Annotated in this window: 13 protein-coding genes, 1 tRNA gene and 1 pseudogene; 10 read left to right on the top strand and 5 right to left on the bottom strand. The window is 44.1% G+C overall.

Annotated features, from left to right (window positions below):
* The first annotated feature begins 66 nt into the window (after positions 1 to 66).
* Positions 67 to 1785, top strand: coding sequence for an ABC transporter ATP-binding protein (locus tag CSV76_RS06215; RefSeq protein WP_099625008.1), 1719 nt, complete (start codon positions 67 to 69; stop codon positions 1783 to 1785).
* The gene (locus tag CSV76_RS06220; protein ID WP_369823292.1) at positions 1782 to 3584 is read left to right on the top strand and encodes an ABC transporter ATP-binding protein; all 1803 of its coding nucleotides are present in this window, start codon (positions 1782 to 1784) and stop codon (positions 3582 to 3584) included. The genes CSV76_RS06215 and CSV76_RS06220 overlap by 4 nt, the downstream gene beginning before the upstream one ends.
* A gap of 159 nt (positions 3585 to 3743) precedes the next feature.
* Here the strand turns inward: CSV76_RS06220 and CSV76_RS06225 are convergent, their stop codons facing one another.
* Both CSV76_RS06225 and CSV76_RS06230 read right to left on the bottom strand, forming a co-directional pair.
* On the bottom strand, positions 3744 to 4199 hold the full coding sequence (locus CSV76_RS06225; RefSeq protein ID WP_085428074.1) for a YusW family protein: 456 nt from the start codon (positions 4197 to 4199) through the stop codon (positions 3744 to 3746).
* A 109-nt stretch (positions 4200 to 4308) separates the two neighbouring features.
* A complete protein-coding gene (locus tag CSV76_RS06230; protein ID WP_369823293.1) occupies positions 4309 to 5328 on the bottom strand; it encodes a DUF2804 domain-containing protein in 1020 nt (339 codons plus the stop codon).
* Positions 5329 to 5398: 70 nt separating this feature from the next.
* On the opposite strand from CSV76_RS06230, the gene CSV76_RS06235 reads away from it, so the two are divergent.
* The 6 genes and pseudogenes from CSV76_RS06235 to CSV76_RS06260 all read left to right on the top strand — a co-directional run bounded on the left by CSV76_RS06235 (position 5399) and on the right by CSV76_RS06260 (position 9239).
* Positions 5399 to 5471 (top strand) — tRNA-Ala (locus tag CSV76_RS06235).
* 293 nt (positions 5472 to 5764) lie between these two features.
* Positions 5765 to 6589, top strand: coding sequence for a transporter substrate-binding domain-containing protein (locus tag CSV76_RS06240; RefSeq protein ID WP_085428076.1), 825 nt, complete (start codon positions 5765 to 5767; stop codon positions 6587 to 6589).
* Position 6590: 1 nt separating this feature from the next.
* Positions 6591 to 7259 carry an amino acid ABC transporter permease gene (locus tag CSV76_RS06245; RefSeq protein ID WP_085428077.1) on the top strand — a complete coding sequence of 223 codons (669 nt, stop codon included), beginning with the start codon at positions 6591 to 6593 and terminating at the stop codon, positions 7257 to 7259.
* Between the two features lie 25 nt (positions 7260 to 7284).
* Complete coding sequence (locus CSV76_RS06250; RefSeq protein ID WP_085428078.1) at positions 7285 to 8013, top strand: amino acid ABC transporter ATP-binding protein; 729 nt, start codon at positions 7285 to 7287, stop codon at positions 8011 to 8013.
* A 33-nt stretch (positions 8014 to 8046) separates the two neighbouring features.
* Positions 8047 to 8544: pseudogene (locus CSV76_RS06255) on the top strand (amidase domain-containing protein); the annotation flags it as partial.
* 104 nt (positions 8545 to 8648) lie between these two features.
* A complete protein-coding gene (locus CSV76_RS06260) occupies positions 8649 to 9239 on the top strand; it encodes a nitroreductase family protein (protein WP_085428080.1) in 591 nt (196 codons plus the stop codon).
* 688 nt (positions 9240 to 9927) lie between these two features.
* Here the strand turns inward: CSV76_RS06260 and CSV76_RS06265 are convergent.
* The gene (locus tag CSV76_RS06265) at positions 9928 to 11310 is read right to left on the bottom strand and encodes a dipeptidase (RefSeq protein ID WP_085428082.1); all 1383 of its coding nucleotides are present in this window, start codon (positions 11308 to 11310) and stop codon (positions 9928 to 9930) included.
* 244 nt (positions 11311 to 11554) lie between these two features.
* On the opposite strand from CSV76_RS06265, the gene CSV76_RS06270 reads away from it, so the two are divergent.
* Both CSV76_RS06270 and CSV76_RS06275 read left to right on the top strand, forming a co-directional pair.
* Positions 11555 to 12805: a hemolysin family protein gene (locus CSV76_RS06270; protein WP_085428083.1), complete on the top strand. Its 1251-nt coding sequence runs from the start codon at positions 11555 to 11557 to the stop codon at positions 12803 to 12805.
* 114 nt (positions 12806 to 12919) lie between these two features.
* Positions 12920 to 13465, top strand: a complete 546-nt coding sequence (locus CSV76_RS06275) for an RNA polymerase sigma factor (RefSeq protein WP_085428084.1) — start codon at positions 12920 to 12922, stop codon at positions 13463 to 13465.
* Positions 13466 to 14000: 535 nt separating this feature from the next.
* Here the strand turns inward: CSV76_RS06275 and CSV76_RS06280 are convergent.
* Positions 14001 to 14189 (bottom strand): SE1832 family protein, encoded by a 189-nt coding sequence (locus CSV76_RS06280; RefSeq protein WP_085428085.1) that lies wholly within the window; start codon positions 14187 to 14189, stop codon positions 14001 to 14003.
* A 29-nt stretch (positions 14190 to 14218) separates the two neighbouring features.
* A complete protein-coding gene (locus tag CSV76_RS06285; protein ID WP_085428086.1) occupies positions 14219 to 15256 on the bottom strand; it encodes a hypothetical protein in 1038 nt (345 codons plus the stop codon).
* Between the last annotated feature and the right edge of the window lie 21 nt (positions 15257 to 15277).

A 15277-nucleotide genomic window follows, 5' to 3' on the forward strand; every position in this document is an offset into this window, starting at 1 on the left:
GTCTGTACACGTAGTCATTTCATATGACATAATGAATGGAATGACAGCGAGTAAGAGGTGACCTATATGAAGACAGTTTTCCGTTACGCACTCCCTTATAAATGGCCGATGTTTATTGCTATTGTACTAATGTTACTCGAACTATCGGTCGAATTAATTCAGCCATTGCTAATTGGTCGAATTATAGATGATGGAATTATGAAAGAAGACTTGAACACTGTTCTAGTGTGGGGAAGTGTCATGATGGCTTTAGCTTTCTTGGCGCTTATTACAGGTGTTGTCAATTCTTATTTCGCAGCGCATGCGGCACAAAGCTTTGGTTATGATCTAAGACAGGCTTTGTTTCAGCGTGTTCAAACGTTTTCGTTGGCAGCATTTTTGCGCTTTCCGACGTCAAGTCTTATTACACGTCTGACAAGTGACGTGACGCTTGCACAAAACGCACTCTTTATGGGATTGCGTATTATGGCCCGCGCGCCGTTGATGGTAATCGGAAGCTTAATTATGGCATTCGTTGTCAGTCCTAGGCTCGCGATATTTCTACTGATTGGTGCGCCATTCTTAGCTGTGTTTCTTATTATCATGGCACGAAAAGGCGTCCGTTTATTCGGCTTGGTTCAGCGTCGTTTAGATGGAGTAAATCAACTCGTGCAAGAAAATCTACAAGCGGTTCGTCTCATTAAAGCCTATTTGCGAGGTGTTTTTGAAACGAACCGTTTTTCAAAAGCAGCCGGCGCACTGAAGAAAGATAGTGTCCGCGCCATGCGATTGATGGAACTGATTTTGCCTGTCTTGTTGTTTATCATGAACGTTAGCTTTATGGCAGTACTTTGGTTCGGTGCAGATGAAGTTCGTAATTCAGGAATGCCTGTCGGAGACGTCGTAGCGGTCGTTAACTACACGATGCGTATGACCAGTGCATTTTCAATGTTTTCCTTTTTAATTGTAATCTTCTCCCGTGCAAAAGCATCTTCCGAACGAATGGAAGAATTGCTAGTGGCTGACGATGAACTTGAACAGCTTGAGATTGGCGACAATCGTCCACGAGGTGCAGCGTCTGTCCGTTTTGAACATGTATCCTTCCGCTATCCAGGAACTACGGAAGACGTGCTGAAAGACGTATCGTTTGAAGTTCCAGCGGGCGGAAAGCTTGTCATCATGGGCGCTACTGGATCAGGTAAATCTACGATGCTTCAATTATTACCGCGTATGTTCACAGTTACTGAAGGTGCTGTGTGGATTGACGGCAAGTACATAGAAGAATGGCCGCTTGACACGTTGCGTAATTTGATCGGCTATGTGCCCCAGCAATCGATGCTGTTTACTGGCTCCATAGCAGAAAATTTATCATGGGGTAAACCGGATGCCACAGCGAATGAAATTGAAGAGGCTGCTAAAAAGGCACAAATTCATTCATCGATCATGCACTTTTCAGAAGGGTATGAAACACGTGTTGGACAACGTGGAGTCAATTTATCAGGCGGTCAGAAGCAGCGCCTATCCATTGCACGCGCATTGATCCGTAAGCCATCCTTATTGATTTTAGATGACAGCACAAGTGCACTCGACGTTAAAACAGAGTCGGCACTGTGGGAAGCCTTGCGTGAAGAAGATACGACGATGTTTATCGTCACACAAAAGATTCAAACTGCTCAAATAGCTGATGCGATTTTATTATTGTCAGATGGCAAAATAGTTGGCTATGGCACACATGAAGAACTATTAGAGACTTCCTCGTTCTACCGAGAGATTGCAGAATCGCAACAGAATGGGGGAGTGGCATGATGCGAAAACCATTTGGCTATGAACCTATTATTCAAAAAAGCGATTTATCAAAAGTACAGCGTAAAAAAGTTCAGAAGGCGGGTAATTGGAAATCCGTTCTCACGCGTATTTGGCAGTTGATTGACCAACAACGTAGTTTACTCCTCACTGTACTGGCACTCGTTTTTGTTAGTTCCGGACTTGCGCTACTTGGTCCGTTGATGATCGGAAATATTATCGACCATTTCATCATTCCGAAAGAAGTGGACGGACTAAGCCTACAGATTGGTTTATTGTTACTTGTCTATGCGGGCTTCTCTTTGTCTACGTATTTTCAAAACTACTGGATGGTCGGCATCGCGCAGCAAACGGTGTATCGTATGCGTACGCAATTATTTGGTCATCTACAGAAGTTGCCCATCCGTTTCTTTGATAAAAGACAACACGGTGAACTAATGAGTCGCGTGACGAACGACATTGAGAACGTTAGCCAAACATTGAATTCTTCATTGATCCAAGTATTTTCCAGTGTACTGACACTAGTGGGTACAGTATCGATTATGCTCTATCTCAGTCCTTTATTAACGTTACTGACGATGATTATTGTTCCGTTAATGTTTTTTGCGATGCGATGGATCACTCGGCGGACAAGCATTCTATTTAAAGAACAGCAACGCGCAATCGGTGAATTAAACGGCATGATTGAAGAAACTGTTTCGGGCCAACGAGTCGTCAAGGCGTTTTCGCAGGAACAGAATGTCATGGAAGAGTTCGCACAGAAAAGCGAGCATCTTCGAACGGCAGGCTTCTGGGCTCAGACGTATTCAGGTTTCATTCCGAAAGTCATGAACACGCTCAATAATATGTCATTTGCAATAGTCGCAGGAGTCGGTGGACTGCTAGCGGTGACAGGATCTGGTGGTGTAACGGTCGGGACGATTGTTATATTCAGTGAGTATGCAAGACAATTTACGCGACCTCTGAACGATCTTGCCAATCAATTTAACACGGTACTCTCCGCTATCGCGGGAGCAGAGCGAGTGTTTGCGATCATGGATGAACCGGTCGAAAAAGATGAAGCAACTCAACAGACCGAAACATTACACGGTGATGTCGAATTTCGTGATGTGACATTCGGTTACGAAGAGGAAGCGATCATCAAAAACCTTAGTTTCCACGTTCAATCAGGTGAAACAGCAGCCTTCGTTGGAGCGACAGGAGCAGGCAAGACCACTATTATGCAACTGCTATCCCGTTTTTATGAAGCGGATAGTGGGCAAATCTTACTCGACGGCATCCCGATCAACGAACTACCGCGCCAAACTGTGCGTAGTCAAATGGCTTTCGTCCTGCAAGATCCGTTTTTATTTGAAGCGACCGTGCGCGAAAATATTCGTTATGGCCGACTTGACGCAACGGATGAAGAGGTGGAAGAGGCCGCTAGAAAAGCCAATGCCCATAGCTTCATCAACAAGTTATCGATGGGCTATGATACGGTGCTGACAGCGGGTGGCGAAGAGATTTCACAAGGTCAAAAGCAGCTGCTATCCATCGCCCGCGCATTAGTGGCGGATCCGACGTTGCTGTTGCTGGACGAGGCGACAAGTAGTATCGATACCGTGACGGAGCTGGCAATTCAAGAAGCGCTCGAGCGCCTGATGGAAGGAAGAACCAGTTTCGTCATCGCCCATCGTCTGAACACGATCAAGCAAGCAGACAAAATCTTTGTACTCGCAGATGGTGAGCTACTTGAGTCAGGCAGTCACGAAGAACTATTGGAACGTAGAGGCGTGTTTTATGGGATGTTGAATCATGATTGATGAGTGAAATGAAGTGAGGGAAGCGGCTCAAGCCGAGCCCATGGGAAAGCGTCCGCCTGGAACGCAGATCAACGTTGCTTTCACCCTCACCCAACTGTCTAATTCCAAACAAAAACAAGCCATCTATCCAATACAGGATAAATGGCTTGTTCCATGTTATTACTTCTTATCATCAATATTTAGGGACTTGTCGTCTGTAAAGTCTACATCCAACTTAAACTCATCATAATCATCAAGACCATACCACTGCAGAATGCGATCAATCGCTTCTTCTTTTGTAGTGCCACTATCAATCAAAATCTCCATAAACATCTTATGCATATCGTCAATTGCTTCATTACCTTCGAGATCAACTTCTTGGAATTCGTTGACATACTCTGCATCGCCAGGCTTTACATCCTCATAATCGGTTTCGATTTTCTTATCATCTTTCTTGATCGTCAAATCGAAATCTGTGAAGCCGTATCCGTCGCCTGTATTCATCGTACTGCCTTCACTTTCACCTTCAATACTTACCGCATCATCGTTGTTCGGTGCTTCGTCTTTTGACGCGCAACCGCCTAGAAGTAAAATAGATGAAACCCCTGCAATGGATAACATTCGCATTAATGACATAAGCGCCACCCTTTCTAAAGTGTATACTACTTATATTATCACCTAAAAAGAGGGATCTTAAACCCGAACTGCTTTATTTAGGGGCTGTGAAAGCAGAGTAAAGATACAATTAGTGATATTTGCGCTCTGAAATCGAACCAAGCATCTGTCGAATCGGTAAAACTTGTCCGCTTGGTAGACGAACTTTCCCGTGGTAATAACCGACATATTGATTGATCGACATCTTCCGTACGAGATAATGATCAAGTGTGGAGCTGTGGAAAAATGGTTTGAATGTCAATTGAATATCATCTGAAAACTTTGTTTGGATCTTCCAAGTACTTTTCGGATTTTCTTTATCGCTCTCAAATAATACATCCTCGTGAATCTTATGCATTGTGCCTTCCACGAAGACAGCGTTTTCTGTTAATCCGGTACCATCTGTCCAACTACCACCAAAATTTAATCCAACTCGTTTGCCGCTTGTACGCTGCGAGGCCATTGCCCACTCCCAATTCGTTCGGGTATTCCACACACCACGACCATAATCATAAACGGCGAAACTGTAATACGGATTGAAGTCATAGCGACGATCGCCAATGCGTACATATCCACCGGTCGGCATAATTGAATGTTTAGAAGTGAAATGGAACGAGTCACGGTTTTTCGGAATCACTACATTCAATGACTCGTCCTTCTCTGGATGAATAATATGCAAATCTGCGTGTAATACTTCATTGTCGAAATCAGGGATAAGGACAGATAAATGTGTTTCACCTTGCATGTGAACAAGTTGAACCGTAATATCGTCATGTACAAACTTGATGCTTTCAAGTGCCTCTTCTGGCATTTTTATACGTCTCGCAAAAGGCAGGGTTACGTGCTTTTCATAGAAACGCTGTGTTTCATAATTCAGTATGTAAATGAGGCAAATTGCTTTATGATCCAGGTGTACGATCGAGGCAGACAATAAGAGATCTTCCCCGTAGACGCACCAATGATTCCAGCGCTTCTTTTTCATGAACTGACCTTTTAAGTTGCTTCTCACTAAAGGGCTGCGTGCGTATCCTATTGATTCAGGATTCAGAAGTCCCTTGGAGTTGCACAGAGGTACAGTTTCATTCAACTCTTTCTCTTCATGCTGCATCATATTAACCCCCTTTCTTGCCTATTGTTTTTTAAACGAACAGTTGATATACTCTATATTGTATCAGATACGAGGGGCATTAGCTCAGCTGGGAGAGCGTCGCGCTGGCAGTGCGAAGGTCAGGGGTTCGAGCCCCCTATGCTCCATTAAAGTAGTAGCGGCAGTTCTTGAGAGAAATCTCAACGAACTGTCGTTTTTTTATGTTGCTATCCCTTATAGATACCCCTAAATAGTATAGAATAAAACTTTTTATTGTTGTATATTTATTCATTATAACGTATATTGAGTACTAGAGTAAATAACTATTATAAGAGCTTGGCTACTGTATGAAGTATGCAAGTAACCGTATACATATACTTGTAGACAGATACTATTCGTTATCTTATAATTATATTAATTTAGAATATTTATACCAAACGAGAGAAAGCAGGGGAAATGTATGAAGAAGATGTTTACAGCACTAGTACTAATTTTGGTATTGGTTGTAGCAGGTTGTAGCAGTAATGACGGCGGAGGGGCAAGTTCATCCGAGAAGTCTACATTAAAAAATATTAAAGACAACAAAAAACTGGTGATTGGAATTGCACCCGGTTATTTCCCTTTTGAAATGAAAAGTACAGAAGGCGGCTTTGTTGGGTATGATATCGATCTAGCAAATGCGGTAGGGGAAGCGCTGAAAACGGAAGTAGAGTTCAAGCAATTTGTATTTGATGGCTTAGTGCCAGCTTTGCAAACAGGCGAAGTGGACATGGTTATCGCAGGCATGACGATTCGTGGAGACCGTGCATTATCAGTCAGTATGTCGAATCCATATTACAAGACAGGTCAGGCCATCATGGTACCTGCAGCGAACAAAGGCATTAAATCATGGGAAGAGCTCGATGTAAAAGGTAAGAAGATTGCTGTAGGGATCGGAACTACAGGTGCTTTGCTTGCGAAATCTCAGTTTAAAAATGCGGAAGTAGTAGATTTTGAAGACTTCCCGTTAGCTGCTACGACGATGGGTTCAGGACAAGCGGATGCTGTCGTCTATGACGAACCTGCAGTTGCAGTATGGCGCTTGGAGAACGAAGGGAAAGTTCATCAGATGGAAGGTTTATTATCTGCTGAGAACTTAGGGATAGCTGTAAAGAAAAATGATTTTGAAACAGTTCAATGGCTTAATTCATTCTTATTCAGCTATATCGACAGTCCAGAAGAGTTGGAATCAAGAAATCGTTGGTTCGAGGAAAGCGACTGGCTAGATAAGGTTTCAGGAGAATAATATGGGCGGCTATGAATATGACTTCAGTGTAATATCACAAAATATGGATATCTTTATTGCAGGTGCGCTAAAGACACTTGAAATTTCAGCGATTGCATTATTGTTGGCTATTCCGCTTGGGGTTATTATCGGAATGGGCAGAATTTCCCGCAATAGATTTATCCGTATTCTTTCCTCAGCCTATGTGGAAGTCATGCGCGGCGTGCCGTTGCTAGTATTATTGATTTGGATTTTCTTTGTACTGGGACAGTTTTTAAAACTTGGTTCCTACTGGGGATCAATTATCGGTTTAGCAGTCTTTACGGCTGCGTTCATTGCGGAAATTGTTCGCTCAGGAATACAAGGCGTGCCAAGAGGTCAGATGGAAGCAGCTCGTTCGTCGGGTATGACCTACTGGCAAGCAATGCGCTTGATTGTTTTGCCACAAGCATTCCGACGCGTTCTACCACCACTTGCTTCACAATTCATCATGCTAATTAAAGATTCATCGTTGATCTCGGTAATCGGTGCAACGGAACTGACATTGAATGCGAAGAATCTAGTGTCGACAACGTTCCGCTCCATTGAAGTGTGGACGTTCGTCGGTCTAGTGTACTTTGCCATGACGTTCACGTTGTCCATGATCATCCGTGCGATCGAACAGAAGCTATTAGCGAGAGAAAATTCATGAAGTTTGATGTGAAGGAGTGCCAGATATGATTTCTATCAAAAATGTCAATAAAACATTCGGTATGAATCAAGTGCTGACAGACGTCTCACTTGAAGTACCTAAATCCCATGTGGTGGCTGTTATTGGCCCAAGTGGAGCAGGGAAGTCTACATTAATCCGAACAATCAATGCGCTCGAGCCCATTGATAATGGAGAAATCATCGTAGACGGAATTTCCATTCACGATAAAAAAGTAAATATTAATAAAGCACGTTCTGAAATTGGGTTCGTTTTCCAAAGCTTTAATCTCTATCCATTCTTAACCGCGTTGCAAAACGTGACACTGGCACCAATCAATGTAAAAGGACTTAGCAAAAGTGCGGCGGAGGAGCGAGGGAAAGAGTTGCTGACTTCACTCGGTCTTGGCGACAAATTCGACGCCTATCCAAACCGATTATCAGGCGGCCAGCAACAGCGTGTCGCCATAGCGCGTGCGCTCGCGATGGATCCGCAAGTCATGCTTTTCGATGAGCCCACTTCTGCACTCGATCCTGAGATGGTCACGGAAGTGCTCGATGCGATTCGTAAACTCGCTGAAAGTGGTATGACAATGGTCGTCGTGACACACGAAATGGGCTTCGCTAAAGAAATCTGCGACGAAATTATCTTTATGGCAGATGGTAAAGTGGTTGAACAAGCCTCTCCGGCCAAGTTCTTCACGAACCCAGATACGGAACGCGCCCAAAACTTTTTATCGAAAGTATTACATCATTAATCGAACGTCCCTCTTTGTCATATGATGTGACAAGGAGGGATTTTTTTGTACGATAGACAAGCAGCAGTTCGCTACGCGGATAAATGGTGGAACGATAGAAATCCAGCGTTCCCAATTTTTGATGATGACTGTACGAATTTTATTTCACAATGTTTATTGGCAGGCGGTGCACCGATGCATGGCGCACCAAACCGTGAAAAAGGTTGGTGGATGTACAAAGGCACGTGGAGTTTCAGTTTCACCGTTGCCCATTCATTGCGCTGGTATCTAGCCACTTCCACAAAAGGGCTGACTGCTACACAAGTTAAGAGCGCCCAAGAATTACGACCGGGCGATGTAATTTCGTATGACCTCCAAGGGGACGGCCGTTTCGATCATTCGACGATTGTAACTGCTATGGACGGAGATAACCCACTCGTCAGTGCACATACGTATAACGCGCATAACCGCACATGGGACTATAAGGACTCCTATGCCTACTCGCCAAACGCAAAATACATCTTTTTCAAAATACATGACGACTTCTCATAAATATCCAGCTCTGCATCAAAGTGTTTCCCATAGCCTCTAGCAACAGACTACCAAGTTAGGGTATAATGAAAAACAGATACTTATTGCAAAGGAGAAGGTTGAGTGTGAATGAACAAGCATTATCGGTAAGAGAGGCCATCGTATCACGGCGCTCTATTAAGAATTTTAACGGACAACCGATCGAACCAGAGATCATCCCAGAAATCATAGAAGATGCCATTTGGGCGCCAAACCACGGAAACCGTAATCCTTGGCGATTGATCGTAGCAACAGATGAACAGTATGAACAGCTTTTGGACGTCTTGAAGGAGTTCGGTGTAGCAAATTGGAAACAGCTTTCTGACGAGGATCTTGAAAAACAAATGAAGAAGTTCTCGACTGCCAGTGCAGCTGTATTCGTCATCGTACCTGAAGATGTACGCCAAAAAGAACGGCTGGAGGATTTTGCGGCAGCCAGCATACTGATCCAGAATATTCAATTGCTTGCATGGGATCGTGGAGTAGGAACGTGCTGGAAAACACCTCCGTTTATCGATAATCCGAAGTTCCGCGAACGCTTGGGTATAAAGTCAGGCGAGCGTATCATCAGCATGTTGCAGTTCGGTCATTTCGATTCATTACCGAAAGCAGCACCACGTAAGCCAATCGAAGAAATTATTACGTACTTTGGCAGTGAACCAGACGAAGAAGAGTGAAATAAGAAACAGGCTACCCCACGATGTGGAGTAGCCTGTTTTTGTATGTTGAAAAGGTGAGTAGGGATGTGTGTTGGGAGTGATGTGATCATAGAATCTGGCTGAGTGCTCTATGCAGCCTTGAATCCGCTCATAGACTGCGTTGAGTGCTCTATGCAGGTGTGAATCCGCTCATAGACTCTGGCTGAGTGCTCTATGCAGTCGTGAATCCGCTCATAGACTACGCCCGAGTGCTCTATGCAGTCGTGAATCCGCTCATAGACTACGCCCGAGTGCTCTATGCAGCCGTGATTCCGCTCATAGACCCCGCCCGAGTGCTCTATGCAGTCGTGAATTCGCTCATAGACTGCGTTGAGCGCTCTATGCAGGTGTGAATCCGCTCATAGACTGCGCCCGAGTGCTCTATGCAGTCGTGAATTCGCTCATAGACTGCGTTGAGTGCTCTATGCAGGCGTGAATTCGCTCATAGACTGCGCCCGAGTGCTCTATGCAGTCGTGAATCCGCTCATAGACTACGCCCGAGTGCTCTATGCAGTCGTGAATTCGCTCATAGACTACGCCCGAGTGCTCTATGCAGCCTTGAATTCGCTCATAGACTCCGGACGAGTGCTCTATGCAGCCTTGAATCCGCTCATAGACTCCGGCCGAGTGCTCTATGCAGCCACAAATCCGCTCATAGACTTTAAACTCACAGACCGAGCTTTTCAATCTCTCCATAGTAACCACTAATCACACGCAGTCCTTTGTCGAAGTTTTCCAAGTGGAAGTGTTCATTCGGCGCGTGGAAGTTTTCTGTATCTAGACCAAAGCCCATTAATACTACAGGTAACTTAAGTATTTCATCGAATGCTGCGACGATTGGAATAGAGCCACCACCGCGAGTGTAGACAGTTGGTACACCGTAGACTTGCTCATATGCTCGGCCCGCCGCTTGAATGACTTCGTGGTCGTATGGCGTTAAGTAAGGTTTACCCTTATCGAATTCCGTGATCGTTACTTCACAACCCACTGGTTCGTGTTTCGCGATGTGCGCACGTAGTTTTTCTACGATTTCGTCAGGTTCTTGATCTGGAACTAGACGACATGTGATTTTTGCTCCGGCTTCGGAAGGAAGAACGGTTTTGATGCCTTCTCCTGAGAATCCACCGAATACACCGTTGATCTCGAGTGTAGGACGAGCCCATGTTTGTTCCGTGTACGTATAGCCGGGTTCGCCTGTAAGTTCTTTGACGCCCACTTCTTTTTTCACTGCTTCTCTATCAAAATCAAGAGCCGCCCAGCCTGCGCGTTCTTCTTCGGTTAGGTCGCGAACTTGATCATAGAATCCATCGATCGCAATTGTTCCTTCAGCATCACGGAATGAAGCTAGGATTTCGACGAGTGCGTGGATTGGGTTTTGAACGCCACCACCGTATAGTCCGGAGTGCAAGTCGCCTTTAGGTCCTTTTACATCAATCTGTACGCCCGCTAACCCGCGCAGTCCGTAGCAAATGGCCGGTTGTCCAGGTCCGTACATGCCAGTATCAGAAATGACGATGAAGTCTGCCGCTAGCTTATCTTGATTATTTTGGATATATTCCTCAAGACTCGGGCTGCCGATTTCCTCTTCTCCTTCTATAATAAGCTTGACGTTGACGGGAAGTTTGCCTTCAACATTCATCAGCGCCTCGATTGCTTTACTGTGCATAAACACTTGCCCTTTATCATCGCTTGCTCCGCGTGCATATAATTTATTATCACGGATAGTTGCTTCAAATGGAGGTGTTTCCCATAAGTGGAGTGGATCAACAGGCTGCACATCGTAGTGACCGTAGATCAAAATAGTTGGCTGACCCTCAGCATGCAACCAGTCTGCATAGACAACAGATTGTCCAGCGGTTTTTTCAATCGATACATTTTCCAGTCCGATACTTTCAAATTCATTCGACAGCCATTCCGCTGCTTTTTGCATATCCGGTTGATGCTCGGAAAGTGCACTGATACTTGGAATTGCTAAGAATTTTGTTAATTCTTCCAAGTGGCGGTCGCGGTTATTCGTGAAATATTGGTCCAATGATTGTAATGAAGTCATAATAAACCCTCTTTTCTTTGGATATTTTCTATTCACAGTATAGCAGAAGATCGTGATGCATTAAGGTTTAGACGCTTACAGATAAGGGAACCGAATGTTAAAAGTAGACGTCCTAATTTGCGTGTTGCATTAACGGCTCAGTTTATATGTATGATATACTTACGCAATAAGAAATGTTGGATTCATGGAATTAACAATTGATGAATGATAACAAATAAATGGAGAAACGCTGGAGGAGACGCAATTGTTTATTGCACTGGGACTTTGTTTGTTCTTGTCTTTCTTTTTATCGGGAAGTGAAACAGCTCTGACTGCTATCAATCGAATGAAAGTTCAATTGCGCGCGGATCAGGGAGACATTAAATCGATAAAATTAAGGAAATTGATTTCCAAGCCGGATCGTATGATTACGGCCATTTTAATCGGAAATAATATTGCCAATATTTTAATGCCGACCATTGTAACGATGATTGCCATCGACAAAGGATTGAGTATTGGATTATTGACAGGGATTTTAACGGTAGTTTTGATTATATTTGGAGAGGTATTACCGAAAACGATTGCTGCTACATTTGCGGATCGTATCGCGTATATCGTAGCACCACCTATTACGGTACTCGTGAAGTTATTGATTCCATTGACGTTAGTCTTGTCACTGTTTACAAATTTCTTCGTTCGTTTGATTTCTAAAGGAACGATTACAGAAGCGACTTTGACGAAAGAAGACGTCCGTTCTATGGTAGATATCGCATCTACAGAAGGTACATTCGGGCAAGATGAATCTCTTCGTTTAAAAGGGATGCTCGACTTCCGCGATAAAGATGTCAGTGATGTAATGGAAACACACCGTACGGACATTATTTCGCTATCGATGGATTCTACGTATGAAGAAGTACGCGATGTCGTATTGCAATATTTCTACACTCGCTACCCTGTATATGAAGAAAGTATCGACAAAGTGGTCGGTATTTTTTATTCGAAAATGATAATCGAGTGGTCGATGTATCCTGAGCGGTCGTTTGCGGATGTCATTGATCGTCAACCGTTGTTCGTCGTCCAGACAGCCAGTGTGGAACTAGTATTTAAACGGATGCTGACACAAAAGAAGCATATGGCCATCGTGCTAGATGAATACGGTGGAACACTTGGTATTGTAACGCAGGAAGATATTATTGAAGAAATGATTGGACAGGATATAGAGGATGAAACGGATGTAGAGGAAGAGTCGATGGTCTTTGAGAAAGAAGATAATCACTTAGTTTGTCAAGGACGCTTGGAGATTGAAGACGTCATTGAACTTCTCGACATAGAGTTGCCGACAGATCATGATACAATCGGCGGATTTGTTTTTCAAGAAGTGGGTCATATTCCCGAAGTGGGCGAATCGTTCAACTACAAGTCGTTGTTGTTTGAAATCGAAGAGATGGATCGAACACGGATTTTACGTCTGAGGATTACCAAGAAAGAAGAACAAGAAGAGGCCATAGAAGTTTAAGAGATGTCAAGTGACCTTACATAACTGTAAGGTTACTGAAAGAGAAAGCGATAGTTCATAATGTGTTTGTCGGTGATAATAAGGGTATCAGTTACAAAACGGAGGCTACTTATTATGAAAAACGACTTAAACGCATTATACGAAGAATATGGACGCTATATATATCATTTATGTCTTAAATTGACTCGCAATAAAGAAGAAGCAGAAGATCTCATGCAAGACGTATGGGTAAAGGTTGTACGCTATAGTGGTGAAATGAGCGAAGTGAACCGTATGAAGGCTTGGTTAACAACGATTTGTATGAACACATTCCGCGACCGTTATAGAAAAAATGTACGTCACAGTCAATACGTGATGAATCAACCTGATACATTAGACGTTCCGATCCTTGATTTGGTTCCCAGTAATTCGAAAACACCTGCTGAGTTGATGGAGCAGAGTGATATTTCGGAGCTGGTGCAGCAGAAGATCGGCGAGTTGGATGGGATTTACCGGAAGACGATTGAGTATTTCTATGTGAATCAGTATTCGTTGGTAGAGATTGCCGGGTTGATGAGTGTATCGATCGGTACGGTGAAGTCTCGCTTGTTCCGTGCGAAGAAGTATTTGAAGGAGTTGCTCGTACAAGACGAAGCAGCCCATGAATATGTAATGGCTTAAGCTCACACTTGCTGTGGGCTTTTTTTTATGGGGTGAGAGGATAGATAAATAGTGAAAATTAGTGAGTGGGAGGGGATTGAGGCTCCAGCTGGGGACGCTTTCCGGTGGGCGTGGCTTGAGCCTCCTCGTACGCTACGCTTCCTGCGGGGTCTCAAGGCGCACGCTGATCCTCCCGGAGTCGCCCCAGCTTCCGCCTCAATCCTACTTTGAAAGTAGAAGGATATAGAATGCTTACTGCCGTTAGTGCGTGACTTAGTGTTGTTATTTTTGAACTTAGTTAAGGTCAAGTACGGTTCCAGTTCAGAACGACTTACAATCCTAACTTCAATGAACTTGAAAAGTATCACCCACTCGTATTGCGAGTAAAAGCGTAGCGTTAGGAGCACATCTTTGCACTAGGAGGGGCGACTCCCGAGAGCCCATGGGAAAGCGTCCGCCTAGAGCGCAAATCCCCACCCCTATCCATGGCCAGCTATACTTAATTCCAAACCAAAAACAACCTCCATCAGCAATACCTGATAGAGGCTGTTCGTGTTTAATTCGTCGCTTCAGCAAGTTGCTTGTTCAAATCTGCGAGGCGCTCTTCCATTCTAGAAAGGCGTAGTTCTGCGTTCTCGATCATCTTCACATGACCCGTCGACTCCAACTTCTCCATATCACCCTGCAAGCTGATGTAGTCCATTTTCAGCTCAGCGATCTCTTGCTCCAACTGATCCTTCGTCATAAAGGAAAACTCCTATCATATGTTTTCCTTTAGTGTAACATATTCTGTCTTGTGCGTTTAGGAAACTCTAGCAAGTAACGGATCGCCTCAATTACCTCTTTGTTACTCGTACCTACATCGATTTGCAACTGCTTTTTGATCGCGCGTTCCTTACGTGCGTCATGCAGCAATGGTTCCATAATCGCGTTCAGTAAGTTTGACTGTGTTACTTTACGGCCGAGGCCAAGGTGGGTGAAGCCGTTTCTTTCGGTCGGAAAGCCGAGGTTTGATTCGAACTCGTTTTGGGCAAGTACAATACAAGGTACACCGATAACAGCTACTTCATAAGGTGTATAGCCCGCATCACACAGAACCATATCGGCTTTGGAGAACAACTCTGCACGGTTGTCCGGGGCTTGGACGACTTTTGTATTCGGTCGGCTTAATGCCATCATTTGGATTTCACTCACATCATGTTTATAATTCTTTCCTAGTAGCACCATAACGGATAAAGGAATTTGCAGTTGCTTTAAATGTCGCAACGCACGAAACGTGAGATTTCCGGGATCTTCATCACCGAATGAAATGACGAGTTGCGATGAAGATAGGGATTTTCTCTTTAAACCGGCATGTCGAAAAGATTCCAGTGAAGCGTCTGCTATGAATGTCTCAGGCCCCACGATATAGTGCTCGGCATGTAGTTCCTGAGTTTCCGGATACAGCGTCTGGATCACCCAGTCTGCTAATTGTCCGCCATCACCAAAATCATCGAAATGTAGAATACTAGGCACTAGTTCGTGAATCTTGATCATTTCGTCCTTATAGCTTGGACCACTGTCACGAATCAAAAGATCAGGCTGAAGTTTACCTATTAATTTAATGAATGAAGAAGGGCCGATTACTTTATGGCATGTAAAATCTTCGCTTGGGACTGGTGTTTCTTGATCGTATAAAAAGATGACTTGTGCTTCGCTTTTTAGCGTATTTGCCAGTATTAGTGCACGGCGTAAAGGATAACTTCCCTTACCTTCAGTTATGGAAAGATAGATCACGATTGTTTTTTGGACTTGTTTTTCGATAGGAACCACCCTTTCTGAATCTGCTCGTTC

It is taken from the genome of Sporosarcina sp. P17b (genome assembly GCF_002743115.1).
GTDB lineage: Bacteria > Bacillota > Bacilli > Bacillales_A > Planococcaceae > Sporosarcina > Sporosarcina ureae_C.

Coding starts and splice junctions, on each gene's coding strand:
- CSV76_RS06215 (WP_099625008.1), top strand. CDS start 67: ATGAAGACAGTTTTCCGTTACGCACTCCCTTATAAATGGCCGATGTTT.
- CSV76_RS06220 (WP_369823292.1), top strand. CDS start 1,782: ATGATGCGAAAACCATTTGGCTATGAACCTATTATTCAAAAAAGCGAT.
- CSV76_RS06225 (WP_085428074.1), bottom strand. CDS start 4,199: ATGTCATTAATGCGAATGTTATCCATTGCAGGGGTTTCATCTATTTTA.
- CSV76_RS06230 (WP_369823293.1), bottom strand. CDS start 5,328: ATGATGCAGCATGAAGAGAAAGAGTTGAATGAAACTGTACCTCTGTGC.
- CSV76_RS06240 (WP_085428076.1), top strand. CDS start 5,765: ATGAAGAAGATGTTTACAGCACTAGTACTAATTTTGGTATTGGTTGTA.
- CSV76_RS06245 (WP_085428077.1), top strand. CDS start 6,591: ATGGGCGGCTATGAATATGACTTCAGTGTAATATCACAAAATATGGAT.
- CSV76_RS06250 (WP_085428078.1), top strand. CDS start 7,285: ATGATTTCTATCAAAAATGTCAATAAAACATTCGGTATGAATCAAGTG.
- CSV76_RS06265 (WP_085428082.1), bottom strand. CDS start 11,310: ATGACTTCATTACAATCATTGGACCAATATTTCACGAATAACCGCGAC.
- CSV76_RS06275 (WP_085428084.1), top strand. CDS start 12,920: ATGAAAAACGACTTAAACGCATTATACGAAGAATATGGACGCTATATA.
- CSV76_RS06280 (WP_085428085.1), bottom strand. CDS start 14,189: ATGACGAAGGATCAGTTGGAGCAAGAGATCGCTGAGCTGAAAATGGAC.